Genomic DNA, 18,750 nt, shown 5'->3' on the forward strand with positions numbered 1-18,750 from the left:
ATGGGGTCGAGCCGCGGCGATGATTTCGTAGTTCCACCGCATGATGTTGCCGTAATCGGTATTGCATGCCGCTTCCCCGGGGCGGCCGACCAGCGCGAGTACTGGCGCAACATCGAGGCGTCTGTCGTAAGTATTGAAGAGGTCCCCTCAACGCGATGGGACTGGCGAGATCTGTGTCGCCAGGCAGGCCTCGACGAGGACGGGAGCAGCATCCGCTGGGGTGGATTCCTCGACGACATCGACCTCTTCGATCCGGAGTTCTTCAACATCTCGCCGCGCGAGGCGCATGCCATGGACCCGCAGCAGCGCATCCTGCTGCAGCTGGCCTGGTCGTGCCTCGAAGACGCCGGTTACGCGGCGTCCCGCGTCAAGGGTACGAACGTTGGAATCTTCGTCGGCATCTGCAACTACGACTACAAGGAGCTCCAGGATCGCTGCGGCGAGGCCATCGGTGGCCACACCCTCACCGGGACGGCCAACACCATCGTGCCGAACCGGGTCTCTTACGAGCTGGATCTGCACGGCCCGAGCGTCTCCACCGACACCGCCTGCTCCAGCTCGCTCTTCGCGATCCACGAGGCGGTGAGCAGCCTGCGCAACGGCGAGTGCGAGATGGCGCTCGCGGGCGGCGTGAACCTGATGCTTTGCGGGGAGCGCTATGTCTCCATGGCCAAGCTCGGGATGCTGTCGAGTGCAGGCCTGTGCAACACGTTCGACGCCGACGCCGACGGGTACGTGCGCGCCGAAGGCGCGGGCCTCGTGCTCCTCAAGCCGCTCGAGCGCGCGCTCCAGGATCGAGACTTCATCTACGGCGTCATCAAGGGGTCGGCGGTCAACCACGGGGGCCGGGCCAGGACGTTGACCTCGCCCAACGCCTTCGCGCAGTCCAGGGTCGTCGCGGCCGCCTGGCAGCGGGCCGGCTTTCCTCCGGAGACCATCGGGTACATCGAGGCGCACGGGACAGGGACCCCGCTCGGCGATCCCATCGAGGTGCACGGCTTGCGCCGCGCCTTCACCCAGCTCGCGAAGGGCACGAGCTCGGGGAATCCGGAGAAGGCGACCTGCGGCATCGGGTCGGCCAAGGCCAACATCGGCCACGCCGAGGGGGCGGCCGGCATCGCGGGCCTCATCAAGGTCCTGCTCGCCTTCCAGCACGGCGTGTTGCCCGGGATGCCGCGTTTCCGGCGCCTGAATCCGCGCATCAAGCTCGAGGGGAGATCGCTGTTCGTCGTCGATAAGAGCCAGCCGTGGGAGCGGCTGCTCGACGACCAAGGGAAGCCTCTCCCCCGGCGCGCCGGGGTCAGCTCGTTTGGCTTCGGGGGAGCGAACGCTCACGTGGTGCTCGAGGAGCTCTGCTCCTCCGAAGCTCCCGCTCGAGACGCTCGACCGGCAGGCCCCGTCGTCGTCCCGCTGTCGGCGAGGAACCCCGAGCGTCTGCAGGAGATGGCCGGCGCGCTGGCGAGCTTCCTCGCCGAGAACCGCGGCCGCGTCGACCTGCACGACGTCGCGCACACGCTCCAGCTCGGCCGGGAGGCGATGGCGAGCCGGGTGGCCGTGGTCGCCGCCGATCTGGACGCCCTCATCGCCGGCCTCGACGCGTTCTCGCGAAATCAGCCGGCGCCCGGCGTGATCCACGGCGAGGCGGGCAAGCCGAAGGCGGACGCTGCGCCCGCGCGGAGCGCCGGAGAAGACGGGGCGACCCCGAGCGATCTCTCACCGGCCAGCGTCGCATCGCACTGGGCTCACGGAGGTGACATCGACTGGTCGGCGTCGGAGGTGGGGGCGAAAGGCCGCCGCATTCCGCTGCCGACCTACCGCTTCGCGCGCGAGCGGTACTGGCTGAACGGCCTGGGGCGGCCGGCGCCCGCCGCTCGCGAGCGGGCGGCGGGCGGCGTCGGCGCCGCTCACCCCTCGGTAGGGCGCTCCTGCCCGCACCACGGCGAGCGCTGCACCGTCCTCGAGCTCGCGCCCTCTGACCCGCGCATTCGTGACCATGTCGTGGAGGGGCGCCCGGTCGCGCCCGCGGCCCTGGTCCTCGACCTCGTTGTCGCGATCGCGCGGGCCGGCGGGCAGGAGCGAGCTCGCCTGCGCGAGGTCGCGTGGATCCGCCCCCTCCGCGTCGAGGAGGCGACGCTCCCCTGCCATGTCGAGCTCACGCCGTGCGGCGACGAGCTCACGTTCGAGATCTTCACACAGTCCAGCGGGGCGGATCGCCAGGTCTTCGGGCGCGGAACGCTCGCGGTCTCCTCCCGCACCGGCGGAAACCCGGAGCAGGAGCGCCGCGACGTCGCGGCGATCGAGGCGCGCTGCAACGCGCGCGAGGACGCGGGCGCGCGCTACCGCGCCCTGAGCCTCGCCGGCCTCGACTACGGGGCCACCTACCGCGTACTCCGGCGGCTCTCGCGGAGCGACAGGGAGGCCCTGGCGACGCTGCAGGCGCCGCAACACGCCGTCGGCGATGCCGCACCCTCGCTCCTTCGGCCGGATGTCCTGGATGGAGCGCTGCAGGCCGTGTCGGCGCTCCTCGATCTCGAGGTGGACGGGGTGCCGCTGCCGGCGCAGCTCGCCCGGATCGAGGTCCTCGCCCCGCTGCCCCACGAGGGCTTCGCGCACGTCGTCCGCAGCGGGGCCGCGGCCGATCGCTTCGATCTCGAGATCCTCGACGGCGCCGGCCACGTCTGCGCCAAGCTGGAGGGGCTCACCATCCTCCGCCGGCGCGCTGCGCCGATGGGCCTGTTCTATCGCCCGACCTTTCGACCGCTGGGGCGGCCCGAGGGGGAGGTGGCGAAGGGAGGCGAAGGCAGCGTCCTGCTCGTCGGGCTCGCGCCGCAGCGCGATCTGATGCTGAGGATCGCGGCCGTGCACGGCGGCCAGCAGGCGCGGACGGTCGTGCTCGAGGACCGCACAGCGCAGATCTCGCCTGACGAATGGACGCTGGCTCCGGCCGACGCCGAGGGCCTAACGAGGTGCCTCGACGGGCTCGGGAGCGTGCGCGCGCTCTACTTCCTCGGCGGGCTGGTCGACCCCGCCCAGCCCCTCGCGGATCTCGACGAGCTCAGGCATAGCCAGCTGCGCGGCGCGCTGACCTTCCTGCGCTTCGTGCAGGCGCTCGACCGCCGGAGCCTGCTCCGGGACGGGACCGCCGTTCGGGCGTTCACCAACGGCGCGTTCGCGGTGTCTCCCGCCGACGAGGTCGTGCCCCACAGCGCCTCCCTCGTCGGGCTCGCCCTCTCCGTCGCGCGCGAGCACCCGGCGCTGCGCGTCACATGCACCGATCTGCCCGCCGCAGTCGAGGCGAGCGCCGAGCTCGTCGAAGCGATGACCCGGAGCGATCTCGCGGCCAACGCGGTGACCGCGGTCCGCGGTGGCGTTCACTTCGTGCGCGTCCTCGAGCCGCTGCGCGTCGAGCCCGGCGAGCTCGAGCTCAGGCAGCGCGGCGTCTACCTCATCCTCGGCGGCGCCTCGGGGATCGGCCTCGAGACGGCGGTCCTCTTCGCCGAACGGGCGCGCGCGCGCGTCGCGGTGCTCGGGCGGCGGCCCCTCGACGCCGAGATCTCGAGCCGGCTCGAGCGCGTCCGAGCCGCTGGCGGCGAGGTGCTCTACTGCCAGGCCGACGGCGCCTCTCGCGCCGACATGGAGCGCGCTGTCCAGCGAGTCTGGGACGTCTTCGGGCCGATCAACGGGGTCGTGCACTCCGCGGTCGAGCTCGCGGATCGGCCGCTCGAGAGCATGGATGAAGCCGCGTTCTGGGCCGCGCTTGCGCCCAAGGTGCAGGCCTCGGTCGTCCTCTCGACGGTGACGGAGCGCGAGCCCCTCGATTTCACGCTCTTCTACTCCTCGGCGATCTCGTACCGCGGGAACGCGGGCCAGGGGAACTATGCCGCAGGCTGCACCTTCCAGGAGGCGCTCGCCGCGCGGCTCCGCAAGGCCGGGCGCCGCGTCAAGGTCGTCAGCTGGGGGTACTGGGGCGAGACCGGCGTCGTCGCGGGAGAGGTATGGCTGCGGAAGCTCGCGCGGCTGGGGATCCGGCCCATCTCCCCGGCCGAGGGCGTCGATGCCATCGCCCGGATCCTCTCGGCGCCGATCGAGGAGGTCGCCGCGCTCCGCGCGGATCGCGCGGCGCTCGCCGACTTCGGCGTCAGCGTCGGCGGCACCGCCGGCGACCCACCTGCGGCCCGCGCTCCGGACCTCCGTGAGGGCGCGCTCGACCTCCCGTCCCTGGCGAGGGCGAGCGAGGATGCTCCTGAGCTCTCGAGGCAGGCGCAGGCGTTCCGCGAGCTCGAGGACCTCGGGGGCCTCGGGCTCCTCGATGCCCTCGGACAGATGCGCGCGTTCGGAGAGGGCACCTCTCCCCTGACGCTCGCCGACGTGCGCGAGAGGATCTCGCTGGCTCCAGGCTTCGAGCGGCTCGTCGGCGCGATGCTCGAGCTCCTCAGGCGCGCGGGCCACGTCGTCGGCGCCGGTCAGTCGCTCCACCTCGGCGACCCTGCGAAGGAGCGGCTGACGCTCCGCCACCGCCAGGAGCTGCCGGAGCGCTTCGCCGCGTTCGAGCAACGCCACCCCGACTTCATGCCGCACGCACGGCTCCTGCGGGCTTGCCTCTCGGCGCTGCCGTCGGTCCTGCGCGGGGAGACGCCCGCGACCGACGTGCTCTTCGCCGCCGAGACGCGGCCCCACGTCGAGCGCGTGTACCGGGAAGGGGCCGTGGGCGCGTACGGCCGGTGCGCTGCCAGCGCGGTGCGCAAGCTCGTCGCGCAGCGCGCCGGCGGCGCACCGGCGCCGATCCGGCTGATCGAGGTCGGCGCCGGGACCGGCGGCACCACAGGGCACGTGCTGGTCGCGCTCTCGGGCTCACCGCGCCGCGTCGAGTACGTCTACACCGATGTCTCGCCGGCCTTCCTGCGCCTGGGAGAGGAGCGCTTCGGCCCGCGCCATGCGCCGATGCGCTTCGCGAGGCTCGACATCGAGGTGCACCCGGGCGAGCAGGGCTTCGAGCGAGGATCGGCGGACATCGTCCTCGCCGCGAACGTCCTGCACGCGACGCGAGACGTGGCGGAGACCCTGCGCCACCTCAAGTGGCTGCTTGCGGACGGCGGGCAGCTCCTCTTCTGCGAGACCCGCGCGGTGCAGTTCTTCACGACGCTGACGTTCGGGCTCCTCGACGGGTGGTGGCGCTTCGAGGATCCGGAGCGGCGCCTGCCCCACTCGCCGCTGCTCGATATCGAGCGCTGGCAGCGGGAGCTCCGTGACCAAGGCTTCCGAGCGGTCCAGGCGGCCTGCATCACCAGCGACCCGCACGAGCCGCTGGCCCAGTGCCTGGTCGCGGCGGAGAGCGACGGCATCATCGCGGCGCCGCGCCGGGCTGCTCCCACGCCGAGCGTCAGTCGCCCTCATCGGCCGGAGGCGCGCCGGTCCGAGCCCGCGCCCAGCGAGGTCGGCAGCGCGTCCACGGCCTCGCTGCAGGCCGCTGTGCTCGAGCGGGTCATCGCCGAGCTCGCGCGCGCGACCCAGAGCCCGCCGGCCAGCATCGACGCGGAGCGTCCGTTCGCCGAGCACGGCGTCGACTCGATCGTCGCCGCGGACGTCGCGCAGGGGCTCTCCAAGGCGTTCGGGCTGCCGCTCAAGACGACGAGCCTGTTCGAGTTCACGACCACCGCCGCGCTGGCCGAGCACCTGTGCGCGACCTATCCCGCGGAGCTTCGCGCCCGGCTGGGCGTGGAAGAGCAGCCGGCGCCGCCGGACCGCGGGGGAGCGCCCGCCCGAGGCGCGGCGCCGGACCACGGGGAAGCGCCCGCCCGAGGCGCGGCGCCGGACCACGGGGAAGCGCCCGCCCGAGGCGCGGCGCCGGACCACGGGGAAGCGCCCGCCCGAGGCGCGGCGCCGGACCGCGGGGGAGCGCCCGCTCGAGGCGCGGCGCCGGACCGCGGGGGAGCGCCCGCTCGACCTGCGGGGGACCGCTGGGAAGCGCCCGCTCGACCTGCGGGGGACCGCTGGGAAGCGCCCGTCCGAGCTGCGGCTCCCAGGGGAGGGAGCGACGCCGCTCGCACCGCCGCCCGCGTGTCCGGAGGGAGCGCGGCGGACGGCGAGACCTGTCTCGGCGTCGTGCTCCATATGCCTGGCAGCATCGACGACGTGCACATCGAGCCCGTGGTGGTCGGCCCTCCAGGGCCGAGGGAAGTCCAGATCCGGGTCCACGCCTTCGCCCTCAACTTTGGCGACTTGCTCTGCGTCCGGGGGCTGTATCCCACGATGCCGGAGTACCCCTTCGTGCCCGGCTTCGAGGTCTCGGGGACCGTTGAGCGGGTGGGTGCCGAGGTCGAAGGGCTGCGGGTCGGCGATGAGGTCGTCGCGCTCACGGGCGCCGCGCTCGGCGGGCACGCCGCGCTCGTCAACACGCCGGCCGAGGTCACCGTCAAGAAGCCCCGCGCGCTCGGCTTCCCCGAGGCGGCCGCGCTTCCGGTCGCGTTCGTGACGGCCCATGCCGCTCTGCAGCACGCGGCTCCGGTCGCTGGAGAGCGCATCCTCATCCAGACCGCAGCGGGCGGCGTCGGGACCATGGCGATCCAGCTCGCCCAGGGGCGCGGCCTCGAGATCTTTGCCACCGCCGGCTCCGCGGAGAAATGCGAGTACCTGCGCCGGCTGGGGGTAGCGCACGCGATCAACTATCGAGCCACTGATTTCTCCAAGGCGATCTCCGAGCAGACAGGGGGACAGGGGGTCGACATCGTCCTCAACATGCTGCCCGGCGACGCGCTGCAGAAGGGGCTCGACCTCCTCGCCCCAGGGGGGCGCTACATCGAGATCGCGATGACCGCCCTGCGGCAGGCGCGCGCCGTGGATCTCTCCCGCCTGGTCGGAAACCAGTCCATTCACAGCATCGACCTGCGGCGCACGCTCCTCTCTCGCCCGGAGCGCGTGCGCGGCGCTCTCGAGGAGATGGTCGCGCTCGTCGAGGCCGGGCGGATCCAGCCGAACGTAGGTCGAACCTTCGAGTTTCAGGATTGGCGCGCGGCCTATCGATACCTCGACGGCGCCCGCAGCGTCGGAAAGGTCGTCGTCTCCGGCGTGCCGTTCGACCGCGAGCCCGCGGTGCCCTCGAGCACACCGGTGAGCCGGAGCGCAGGGCCGACGGAGCGGCCGGGCCAAGAGCCCATCGCCATCATCGGCGCATCCGGGCGCTTTCCGGGCGCGGCGGACCTCGCGGCCTTCTGGCGCAACATCGCGGCAGGCGTCTGCTCGGTGACGCGCGTGCCCTCCGAGGATTGGCCGATCGCGATCCGCGACATCCCTGGAGCGGGCGGCGATCTGGGCTCGGGCGTCGAGTACGGAGGCTTCCTCGAGGACATCGATCGCTTCGACCCGCTCTTCTTCCGCATCTCGGGCACGGAGGCGACGCTGATGGACCCGCAGCAGCGCCTCTTCCTCGAGGAGTGCTGGAGAGCGCTCGAGGATGCGGTCATCGCGCCCTCCAGCCTCGACGGGCAGCGCTGCGGCGTCTTCCTGGGGACAGCGCCGGGGGACTACGCCGACGTCCTGGGGGCGGCGGGCGAGCGCATCGAGGCGCATACCTTCATCGGCAACGAGGCCTCGATCAACGCCGCGCGGATCGCCTACCTGCTCAACCTCAAGGGCCCGACGCTGGCGATCGGGACAGCATGCTCCTCGTCGCTGGTGGCGCTTCATTACGCCTGCCAGAGCCTGCGCAGCGGGGAGTGCGACCTCGCGCTGGTCGGCGGCGTGTTCGTGAACACCACGCCGCGCTTCCACGTGCTCAGCAGCCGCGCCGGGATGCTCTCGCCTGCCGGGCGCTGCCGCACCTTCGACGCGGGGGCGGACGGCTTCGTGCCCGGCGAGGGGGTCGGCGTCCTCGTCCTCAAGCCGCTCGCCCGCGCGCTCGAGGATCACGACCTCATCCGGGGCGTGATCACGGCCACCGGCGTGAATCAGGATGGGAGGACGAGCGGCATCACCGCGCCGAGCGCCGCCTCGCAGGCAGCGCTCCTCGAGTCCGTCTACAAGGCGGGCGGCATCGATCCGGGGACGATCGAGCTCGTGGAGTGCCACGGGACCGGCACGCCGCTCGGGGATCCCATCGAGATCGAGGCGCTGACCCGCGCCTTCCGCGCCAAGACCGACAAGGTGCGGGCCTGCGCCGTCGGCTCCGTCAAGACGAACATCGGGCACGCGGTGACCGCGGCCGGCGTCGCCGGCGTCCTCAAGGTGCTGCTCGCGATCGAGCACCACGCGCTCCCGCCGAGCCTCCACGTCGAGCGCCCGAACCCCCGCATCGACTTCGAGAGCGGCCCGTTCTTCGTCAACACGGAGCTCAAGGAGTGGCGCTCCTCCGGCCACCCGCGCCGCGCGGCCGTCAGCTCCTTCGGCTTCAGCGGCACCAACGCGCACGTCGTCGTCGAGGAGCCGCCGCCGCAGCCGGCGCGCGCGGAAGCGCCTGGCCGGCGCCGCCTCTTCTGCTTTTGCCTCTCCGCCGCCACCGAGGACGCGCTCCGGCGGAGGAGCGAAGATCTCCTCGACTGGCTCCGGCGCCACGGACGCGAGCACCGCCCTGGCGATGTCAGCTTCACCCTGCTCGCTGGCCGGAGCCACCACGCCGTGCGGCTTTGCATCGTGGCGAGTGATCTCGACGAGCTCACGGCGCACCTCGAGGCCGATCTCGCGGGGCGCTCGGTCCCGCGCGCTCGGCGCGGAGCTCGGTCGGAGGATCCGCGGACGCAGGCGCTCGACAACGACCGCTGCCGCCGGCTCGTCGGGGAGCTTCGGAACGCGCTGAAGGAGGGCGCGGCGAGCTACGACGCCATGGTGGAGGAGCTCGCCGAGCTCTATGTGCGCGGCGCCAAGCTGGACGCTCGCGCCCTCGTCCAGACGGAGGATCACCGCCGCGTCCGCCTCCCCACGTACCCGTTCGCGCGGGAGAGCTACTGGCCTCGAGGAATCCGGCGCCGCTTCGCCGGCGAGCGGCGCGTGCCGCGTTCGGGTACGCATCCTTTCGTCGACCGACGCCTCGCGAACGGCGGGGCGCCTCTCTTCGCGAAGACGTTCACGCCCGCCGACGTCTGGGTGCGCGACCACATCGTCTGGGGTCAACCGGTGCTCCCGGGCGCCGTGTTCCTCGAGATGGCGCGCGCCGCCGCCGCCTCGGCGGGCGCGCAGGTGCGGCGCATCTCCAGGGCGGCGTGGTTGCATCCGCTGCCGGTGACGGCGGGACCTGTCGAGGTCCAGATCGAGCTGAAGCCCTCGGGGAGCGGCTTTCACTGCCAGATCACGAGCGGACAGGATCGCGCGCTGAACGTCGAGGTGCAGCTCTCGTCGCCGCCCGTGTCCGCGCCGCCGGCCCTTGATCTCGCGTCGCTCCGGCTCCGGCTCCCGGATCGCCTGACCGGCGACGCGTGCCGGACGCAGCTCCTGCGCCAAGGGCTCGCGTTCGGACCGACGTTCTGCGCCCTCGACGAGGTGCTGCGATCCGGCGACGAGGCGCTCGCGACGCTGAAGGCCGCTCGCGACGGGGAGCGCGGCGCCGACGGGCTCGTCCTCCTCCCGCCCGTCATCGACGGCGCCTGGCAGGCGCTCGTCGCCCTGTTGCCCGGCGAGGAGTCGGCGTCCTTCCGGCCGTTCTCCCTCGAAGAGCTCACGTGGTACGATACGCTCGGCCGCGCCGCGTTCGCGCATATCACCGCCAAGGGCGCGGACGGAGGGCGGTATCGGCGCTTCGCGCTGACGTTCGTCGACAAGGCAGGCCAGGTCCTCGCGGAGATGACCGGCTTCACCGTGGCCCGCGCGGATGCGCCGTCGCGGAAGGGGTCCTCTGGAGAGCCGAGGGACGCGGGCGGCACGTCGCTCTTCTTCGAGCCGGTCTGGCGAGGCACGGAGATCACGGCGGACCCGGCGGCGCGAGCCCCGCGCCGGGTGCTGGTGCTCGACGACGACGGCGGCCTGAGCGACGCGCTGGCAGCGCGCGTCGGGCGCCCGTCCGGCGTCGGCTCGCCGGCCGTCGAGCGGCTCTCCTTCTCGCGCGGCGACAGGGACGAGGAAGCGACGCTTCAGCGGGCGATCGACGGCGCGCCGCCCGAGCTTGTCGTGGTCCACTGGCCGTCGCCCGCGGGCCGGATGCGAAGCGGGGAGGAGGCAGAGAATGCGCTCCGACAGCAGGGCCTGACGATGTACCGGCTGAGCCGCGCGCTCGCGCGCACCAGCGGCGCGGGCGTCCGCTTGATGTGCGTCCGCGCCGGGGGGACGGACGCCGGCGCGCCGCTCTTCGAGGCCCTCGGCGGTCTTCTCCGGACGCTCACCCTGGAGCACCCGGCGTGTACGGCACAGCTCGTCGATCTCAAGGACGCTCCGGGCGCCGGCCCCGAGGCGCTGGCCGACGTCGTGCTGCGCGAATGGGGGGCGATCGCTCCGCTCGCTCGAGAGATCCAGTACGTCGGTGGGCTGCGCCAGGTCTGCGACCTCGCCGAGTGGCAGCCGCCCGCCGGCGGCGGCGATCGATCGCCGTGGCGGAAGGGCGGTGTTTACCTGATCACCGGCGGCGCCGGTGGGATCGGAGGCGTGCTCGCCGAGCATCTGGTCCGAGAGGCCGAGGCGCACGTCGTGCTGCTCGGGCGCTCCGAGCTGAGCGACGCTCGGCAGCGATGGCTCGACGGCATCCGGCGGCTCGGCGGGGGCGTGACCTACCACCGGGCCGACGTGACCCGACGCGACGAGGTGCGCGCCGCTGTCGAGCGGACGCGGGACCAGCTCGGCGCGCTGCACGGCGTTCTCCATGCCGCCGGCGCGCTTCGGGATGGCCTGCTCGCGCAGAAGACCGAGCGCGACATCACCGAGGTCGTCATGGCGAAGGTGCTCGGCGCCGTGCACCTGGACGAGGCCCTCGGCGACGGTCCGCTCGATCTGTTCCTGCTCTTTTCCTCGCTCGCGGGTCTCACCGGCAACGCTGGGCAGGCCGATTACGCCTACGCGAACCGCTTCCTTCTCAGCTTCGCCGCGCGGCGGGAAGCGCTCAAGAAGTCCGGCGCCTGCAGCGGCCGCACGCTGGCCGTCGCCTGGCCGCTGTGGGCGCAGGGAGGCTTCGCCATCTCGCCGGCGGTGCGCGAGCGGATGGCCGCCGTCGCGGGGCTCCTTCCCATGCCGACCGAGGCAGGGCTCTCCGCGCTCCGCGCGTGCCTGGAGCGGCCCGGCCCGGCGCACTCGGTCATGTACGGCAAGGACGAGGTAATGCGCGCGTTCCTCGCCGGCTTCCGCAAGCACCCGCTCTCCCGTCGCGCCGCGGCGCCGCTCGAGCCCGAGCGAACCGACGGCGACGCGCTCCTCGCGGCCGCCGAGCGACTCCTCAAGGATCGCTTCGCCGAGCTGCTGCAGCTCCCGGCGAGCCGCCTGCACCCGAGCGCGTCGTTCGAGACGTACGGCCTCGACTCGATGATGGCGACGAGGATCACGAGCCGCCTCGAGGACGATTTCGGCGAGCTGCCGAAGACGCTCCTCTTCGAGCACCAGAGCCTCGCCTCGCTCGCGCGATGGCTCGTCGAGGAACATGGCCGGAAGCTCGCCGCGCTCGTCGGCGCCGGAAGAACGGTGGCGGTGGAGGCGCCCAGCGCGCCGGCGGCGGTGGAGGCGCCCAGCGCGCCGGTGGAGGCGCCCAGCGCGCCGGCGGCGATGGAGGCCCCCAGCGCGCCGCCGCGGCCGTCGAGCGCGAGCGCGCCCTCGGGCGGCGCGCGTGCTTTCGAGGACATCGCCATCATCGGCCTCGCGGGTAGGTACCCGAAGGCGCCCGACCTGGACACGTTCTGGCAGAACCTCCTCGAGCGGCGCGACTGCATCGAGGAGATCCCGGCCGAGCGCTGGGACCTCGTCCGCTACTTCGACGCCGATCCGAGCCGGCGCGACCGGACCTACGGCAAGTGGGGCGGCTTCGTCGCCGACCACGACATGTTCGATCCGCTCTTCTTCCACATCTCGCCGCGCGACGCGGAGGTGATGGATCCCCAGGAGCGCCTCTTCCTGGAGGTCGCGTGGGCGGCGGTCGAGGACGCGGGCTACAGCCGGTCGACGGTGCGCCGCGAGCTCGATCGGCGCGTCGGCGTCTTCGTGGGCGTGATGTGGAGCGACTACCAGCTCTACGGGGTGGGGGACGGCGCTGACGGTCGAGGGGTCAGGCTCTCTTCCTCCTTCGCGTCGATCGCGAACCGCGTGTCGTTCGTGCTCGATCTGAGCGGCCCCAGCATGGCGGTGGACACGATGTGCTCGTCGTCGCTGACGGCGGTGATCCTGGCCTGCCAGAGCCTCTCGCGCGGCGAGTGCCTCATGGCCATCGCCGGCGGCGTGAACCTCTCGCTGCACCCGAACAAGTTCCTTTACCTCGCCCAGCAGAAGTTCCTCTCGTCGGACGGGCGATGCCGGGCCTTCGGCGAGGGGGGCGACGGGTACGTGCCCGGGGAAGGGGTCGGGGCGCTGGTCCTCAAGCCGCTTCGCCGCGCCGTCGCCGACGGGGATCACATCTACGGCGTGATCAAGGGGACGGCCCTGAATCATGGGGGGATGACCCACGGGTACACCGTGCCCAGCCCCGACGCGCAGGCCGCGCTCATCCGCGAGGCCCTGACGACGAGCGGCATCGACCCGGCGACGCTCGGCTACGTGGAGGCGCACGGCACGGGCACGGCGCTCGGTGATCCCATCGAGCTCCGCGCGCTCGCCCGGGCGCTCGGCGGTGTGCGGCCGGACGGTTCGACCTGCGCGGTCGGGTCGGTCAAGTCGAACATCGGCCACCTCGAGTCCGCGGCGGGGGTCGCAGGGCTCACCAAGCTGCTCCTCCAGCTCCGCCACCGCACCCTCGTCCCCTCGATCCACGCCGACACGCTGAACGGGAACATCGACTTCACGACGCTGCCCCTGCGGGTTCAGCGCGAGGTCTCGGCGTGGGAGCCGGTGGAGGACAGCGCTGGCGTCCGGCAGCCGCGGCGCGCCGGGCTGAGCTCGTTCGGCGCAGGCGGCGCGAACGCGCACATCATCGTCGAGGAGCACGTCCCGGAGGAGCGCGCGGAGCAGCGAGAGCACGCGGCCTCGCCCCAGCTCTTGCCGCTCTCGGCCGCGACCGAGGAACGCCTCCTCGCCTACGCGCAGCGCGTGCTGAGCTTCCTCGCCCGCGCGCGGAGCTCGGACGAGCCGCTGCCGCCGCTCGCCGAGATCGCCTATACCCTCCAGGTCGGCCGCGAGCAGCAGGACAAGCGGCTCGCGATCGTCGCGACCGACATCGAGCAGTGGGAGGACCGCCTCGCGCGCTTCGTCGCTGGCGAACGGGCCGTCCCGGGGCTGTACCTCGGCAGCCCCAGCGACACGCCGCCTCACGGCGCGCAGGCGAGCGAGGGCGCGGTCCTCGACGCGATCGGCCGCCCGCCGACGGCGGACGAGCTCGCCGCGCTGGCGGCGCGCTGGATCTCGTCTCGCGACGAGGTGAGCTGGACGGCCCTGCACGCCGGTCGGCGGCCGCGCCGCGTCTCGCTGCCGACCTATCCCTTCGCGCGGCGACGGTGCTGGGCGCCGAGGCGCACGGCCGAGGATCCCGCGCTCGGCGCCCGCGCACGGGAGCCCGAAGCGAAGCCCGTGCGCGTCCCCAGCAAGGCGCGCCCGCAGGCGCACGACCCGGACGCCTACTGCATCATCGGCGGCGGGCCGACCGGCATCGGCACCGCAAAGTGCCTCCTCCAGCGCGGCATCCCGATCGAGATCATCGAGCGCGAGGACGACTTCGGCGGCGTGTGGAACTTCGGCTCGTCGAGCGGGCGCGTCTACGAGAGCACGCACCTCATCTCGTCGAAGCTCAACACGCAGTTCAGCGACTATCCGATGCCGGAGGACTACCCGCATTACCCCGATCGACGGATGTTCCTCCGCTACCTGCGCGACATGGCGCGCCATTTCGGGCTGTATGATCGCGCGCGCCTCGGCGCCTCGGTGGAGCGGATCGAGCCCGAGGGGGACAGGTGGCGAGTCACGACGAACGACGGCGATGAACGGCTCTACCGGGGCGTCATCATCGCCAACGGGTTACAGCGGCAGCCGAGCTATCCCAATCTCCACGGAACGTTCACAGGGGAGACGCTGCACTCCGCCGACTATCGCAGCGCGAATATTTTCCGGGGCAAGCGTGTTCTCATCATCGGAGGCGGAAACTCCGGCTGCGACATCGCGGTAGACGTGTCCTCTTCCGCCGACACCGTCTTCCACAGCATGCGACGGCCGTACTATTTCATGCCGAAGTTCATCGAAGGCCGCCCGACGCAGGAGTGGCTGATGGATCTGCCTCGGCAGCTCGGAAAGGGGATCGACGTCTGGTCTCACGTGCGCCGGGTCTTCAAGCTCGCGGGCTTCGACCCGTCCGACTACGGCCTGCAGGCGCCCGATTACGGGATCAACCAGGCGCACCCGATCATCAATTCACACTACCTCTGTCATGTCGGCCAGGGCGACATCGTGCCCAAACCGGACGTCGCGTCGCTCGACGGGCAGCGCGTACAATTCGCGGATGGCAGCGCCGTCGATGTGGATTGTATCCTCTACGCCACCGGCTATAATCCGCACTTCCCGTTCCTTGATGAGCGCCACCTCGCATGGACGCAAGGTCGCCCGGACTTGTTCCTGCGCATCTTTCATCGCGAGTATGACAATTTGTTTCTTGTCGGTTTCGTCAACGCACCCGCAGGGCTTGGCAACGTGGTCAATGCCATTGGCAACCTTCTTGCTACCTACCTGCGCGCTCGAGAGCGGGACACCCCCGCCTTCCGTCGATTCCGCGCGCTCATGAGCGGGCCTGACCCGGATCTCGGCGAACAGAATTACATACGTAGCGAGCGCCACGCGTTCGAGGTCGACCTCTGGAAGATGATCCAGGCCATCAGCTTCTTCCGCGCCAAGCTAGAGGTGGGGGCTTCCCATGGCACGTCCAGCGCCGCGAGCCTCGCCGGCGCTCCGCTTCAGAGACCGCATGAAAACACGAGAGATCTATAAGCGCCCTGAAGATGAAGACCGCGAGGCCCAGCCGATCGGGCCGCGATTCTCCGAGCGCCTGCGCAGATTGACTGCGGAGATCCTGAAGCTCGACGTCGAGGAGGTGGACCTCCGTCAGCCCGTCGTCGACTACGGGCTCAACTCGGTTCTGGCCACCGAGTTCATCGAGCGCTTCGAGAAGCTCTTTGGTATCAAGCTGGCTCCCACGGTCTTCTTCGAGTACCAGGACCTCCACGCGCTCGCGAACCACCTCGTCGAGAGGTATCCGGACCGGATCGAGCGCGCCCTGGATGCAGATACAGACGAGGGCACGCCCAGGCCCGCGCCGCTGCGCGGGGCAGGGACCGCGAACGGCAGCGCGGCGTCCGGTGCGAGCGCGCTCGGTCGGGCTCCCCGCGCGCAGCCGAGCGCCGCTGGCGCCGGCGCGCTGACGAGCGACCTCGAGGCGCTCTGGGGCAGGGAGGGGCAGGAGGCGACGGCCAGGGAGCTGGCCTCCACGGAGGCCCCGACGCCCGACACCCGAGAGCGCGGTCCGGCCGGCGCGGCGGCGTCGGAGCGCGGAGAGCGCGGTCCGGCCGGCGCGGCGGCGTCGGAGCGCGATGACATCGCCGTGATCGGCCTGAACGCCGTGCTGCCGGCCAGCGCAGACATCGAGGAGTTCTGGGCGCACCTCCTGGCCGGCGACCAACTGGTCACGCGGATCCCCGCCGAGCGGATCGCGGCGGCGACATACCACCCCGCGTCGATCGGCGGCGGGCGACGTTCGGACGTGGCGTGGGGGGCATTCCTCGACGGCGTGGACGCCTTCGACGCCGCGTTCTTCGGGATCACGCCGCGCGAGGCGGAGCTCATGGATCCGCAGCAGCGGCTCTTTCTCCAGACCGCCTGGCACGCCATTGAGGACGCCGGCTACGACCCGCGAGGGCTCGCCAACAGCCGGACCGGCGTCTTCGTCGGCGTCGCGACCACCGATTACCTCGATCTCGCGATGGAGACGGGCGCCGCCGTCGACGCCTATATGGCGACCGGCCTCGCGCATTCCATCCTCGCGAATCGCGTGTCGTTTCTCCTCGGGCTCAACGGCCCGAGCGAGCCGGTGAACACCGCCTGCTCGAGCTCGCTCGTCGCCATTCACCGCGCGCTCGAGGCGATCCGCGCCGGGGACTGCGACATGGCGATCGCCGGCGGCGTGAACCTCATCCTGCACTCGCGGGTGTCCGACGCGTTCCAGAAGGCCGGCATGTTGAGCCCGACGGGGCGCTGCAACGCGTTCGCAGCGGGGGCCGACGGCTTCGTGCGGGGCGAGGGCGTGGGCGCCGTCCTGCTCAAGCCGCTCCGCAAGGCGCGCGCAGACGGGGACCCCATCCGCGGCGTCATCCGCGGGTCGGCGATCAACCACAACGGGCGCTCGGGGACGCTCGTCGCCCCGCGGCTCGACGCGCAGGTCGACGTGCTCGTTCGCGCGTACGTGAACGCAGGCGTCGACCCCTCCACCGTCGGGCTCATCGAGGCCTACGGCGTCGGCGCGGACCTCTCGGACCAGGTCGAGATCCTCGGGCTCAAGCGCGCCTTCGGCGAGCTGTACCAGCGGTGGGGGCTCCCCGCCCCCGAGCCGACCTGCGCGATCGGCTCCGTGAAGACGAACGTGGGCAGCCTCGAGACCGCCTCTGGCATCGCGTCGCTCGCCAAGGTGCTGCTCGCGATGAAGCACGCCCAGCTCCCGATGAACGCGAACGCGAGCGCGAGCGCGCTCAACCCGCACATCGATCTGGGGGGCAGCCCGTTCTACCTCCTCGACCGGACGGCGGCGTGGCCGCGCATCGTCGACCCGCGCGCGGGGCGCGCCCCGCGCCGGGCGGGGATCAGCGCCTTCGGCTACGGAGGCGTCAACGCGCACATCGTCGTGGAGGAGCCCCCCGCGTCCGAGGCCGCGGCGGAGACCGACGCGGGCCCGCGCATCCTCGTGCTCTCGGCCCGGACCGAGGAGCGCCTGCGCGCGTATGCCTCGCGGCTCGCGCGGTCCCTGCGGCGCGAGATCGAGGCCGGCGCCGCTCCCGCCCTGCGGGACCTCGCGTTCACCTTGCAGGTCTCGCGCGCGTCGTGGGAGTGCCGCGCGGCCGCGGTCGTCTCGGACCTCGCGTCGGCGCTGTCCGCGCTGGACGCCGTCGCGTCGGGCGAGGTGCGGGCCTCCGGCGTGCTCCTCGGCGAGGTCCCGAAGCGCACCGTGAAGTCCGCGCTCGCCCGCCCGAGCGCGGCGGAGCAGGAGGAGCAGGCGACGCTCATCGCCGACCGACAGTGGAAGGCGCTGGCCCGGCGGTGGGTCGAAGGGGAGAGCGTGGAGTGGACACGGCTCTATGCTGACGGGGCGGCGCCGCGGCGGGTCTCGCTGCCGGGCTACCCGTTCGAGCGGCGCCGCCACTGGCTCTTCGAGCGAGGGGAAGCAGGCCGGCTCACGCTGAAGGGAGAGGGCCCGCACGTCGAGGCGGGCGCGAGCCAGGCAGAGCAGCGCGGCGACGCGTCGGCTTCTGGCGAGGCGGCTCAGGCGCGCGCGCCGCGCGAGCTCCTGCGGACCGTCTATCGCGCCGAGGACCCCGCGCTGAAGGGCCACACGGTCCGAGGCATCGGCGTCGTGCCCGCGTCGACGCTCCTCGAGCGGGCCTTCGCGGCCGCGAGCGCGCTCTCCGCGGAGCGGTGCGCCCTCGAGCGGATCGTGTTCCTGCGGCCGCTGTCGTGCGCGCGCGGCGAGGTCTCCGTCCGCGTCGTGGCCGCGCGGCGCGAGCGAGGATGGGAGTTCGAGATCCAGGACGATCCCGGGGCGGCCTACGCGCGCGGCGCCATCGCCCTCGGGGATGGCGGCCCGACGCCGCAGCCTCTGCCCCTCGACGATATCGAGCAGCGGTGCGCCGACGAGCTCCCCGCGGCGCAGCTCTACCGCCTGCTGTCCGCCGCCGGCATCGAGTACAGCCCCGACTTGCGCGTGCTGGCGCGCGTCGGCCGGGGGGCGGGCGAGGCCCTGGGGCGCTACCGCCTGGACCGGGCGGCGCCCGCGTCCGAGGCGCTGCCGGGCGCCGTCTTCGAGGGGGCGATCCAGACGCTGGCCGCGGTCCTCTCCACGAGCTCGGGCCGGGTCGTCTTCTCCCTCGGGCGCGTCGAGATCTGGCGCCGGCCGGGGCGCAGCGGGTGGACGTATGTCCGGCGCACCAGCGATGAGCGCTTCGACGTGATCGTCACGGATGATGTCGGCGCGATCTGCGTCCGGCTCCTCGACGTGGCGCTCCGCGCCCCCGCTGACTCCGCTCGAGAGGAAGCCGCGGACCGCGCGGCGCCGCTCGCGGCGCCGTCGTCGCTCGATGCGGCCCTGTCGCCAGCGCGATCTCGGCTGCGCGCCGTGGACGCCGCGGCCCACCTGGGCGCCCTGGCGAAGCTCGAGTCCTTCGCGCAGAGGCTGCTCCTGCACACGCTGCGCGGCGCAGGGATCGACCTCTCTCGAGCAGGAGACGTCGACAGGGACGCGATCCGTCGCGCGCTTGGCGTCACGCCCGCTCGCGCGCCGCTGCTCTCGGCCCTGCTGAACGCCGTCCGCACGGCGAGCGCGCCGCTCCCTGAGCATGCGTGGGATCCCGCGCTGGAGGCGGAGCGCCTCGCCGCGGACTCGCCTTCCATCGCGGCCCACCTGGCCTTCCTCTCGCGCTGCGCCGCGCACCTCGTCGCCGTGCTGCGCGGCGAGGTGAC

General features: G+C 72.5%; 2 protein-coding genes (1 of these 2 running past the window's edge). Both read left to right on the forward strand.

Annotation, left to right across the window (positions count from 1 at the left end; translation table 11 throughout):
• Entirely contained in the window at positions 1 to 15,018 is a 15,018-nt protein-coding gene (locus WME98_RS27910; protein ID WP_437944750.1) for an SDR family NAD(P)-dependent oxidoreductase, read from the forward strand.
• On the forward strand, positions 14,996 to 18,750 hold the start of the coding sequence (locus WME98_RS27915) for an SDR family NAD(P)-dependent oxidoreductase (RefSeq protein WP_437944752.1). The gene runs 14,572 nt beyond the window's last position; 3,755 of the gene's 18,327 nt are visible here — the first part of the coding sequence; it begins with the start codon at positions 14,996 to 14,998; the stop codon falls past the right edge of the window. The genes WME98_RS27910 and WME98_RS27915 overlap by 23 nt, the downstream gene beginning before the upstream one ends.

The sequence above is a fragment of the Sorangium sp. So ce296 genome (genome assembly GCF_051529605.1).
GTDB classification, from domain to species: domain Bacteria; phylum Myxococcota_A; class Polyangia; order Polyangiales; family Polyangiaceae; genus Sorangium; species Sorangium cellulosum_D.

Coding starts and splice junctions, on each gene's coding strand:
- WME98_RS27910 (WP_437944750.1), top strand. CDS start 1: ATGGGGTCGAGCCGCGGCGATGATTTCGTAGTTCCACCGCATGATGTT.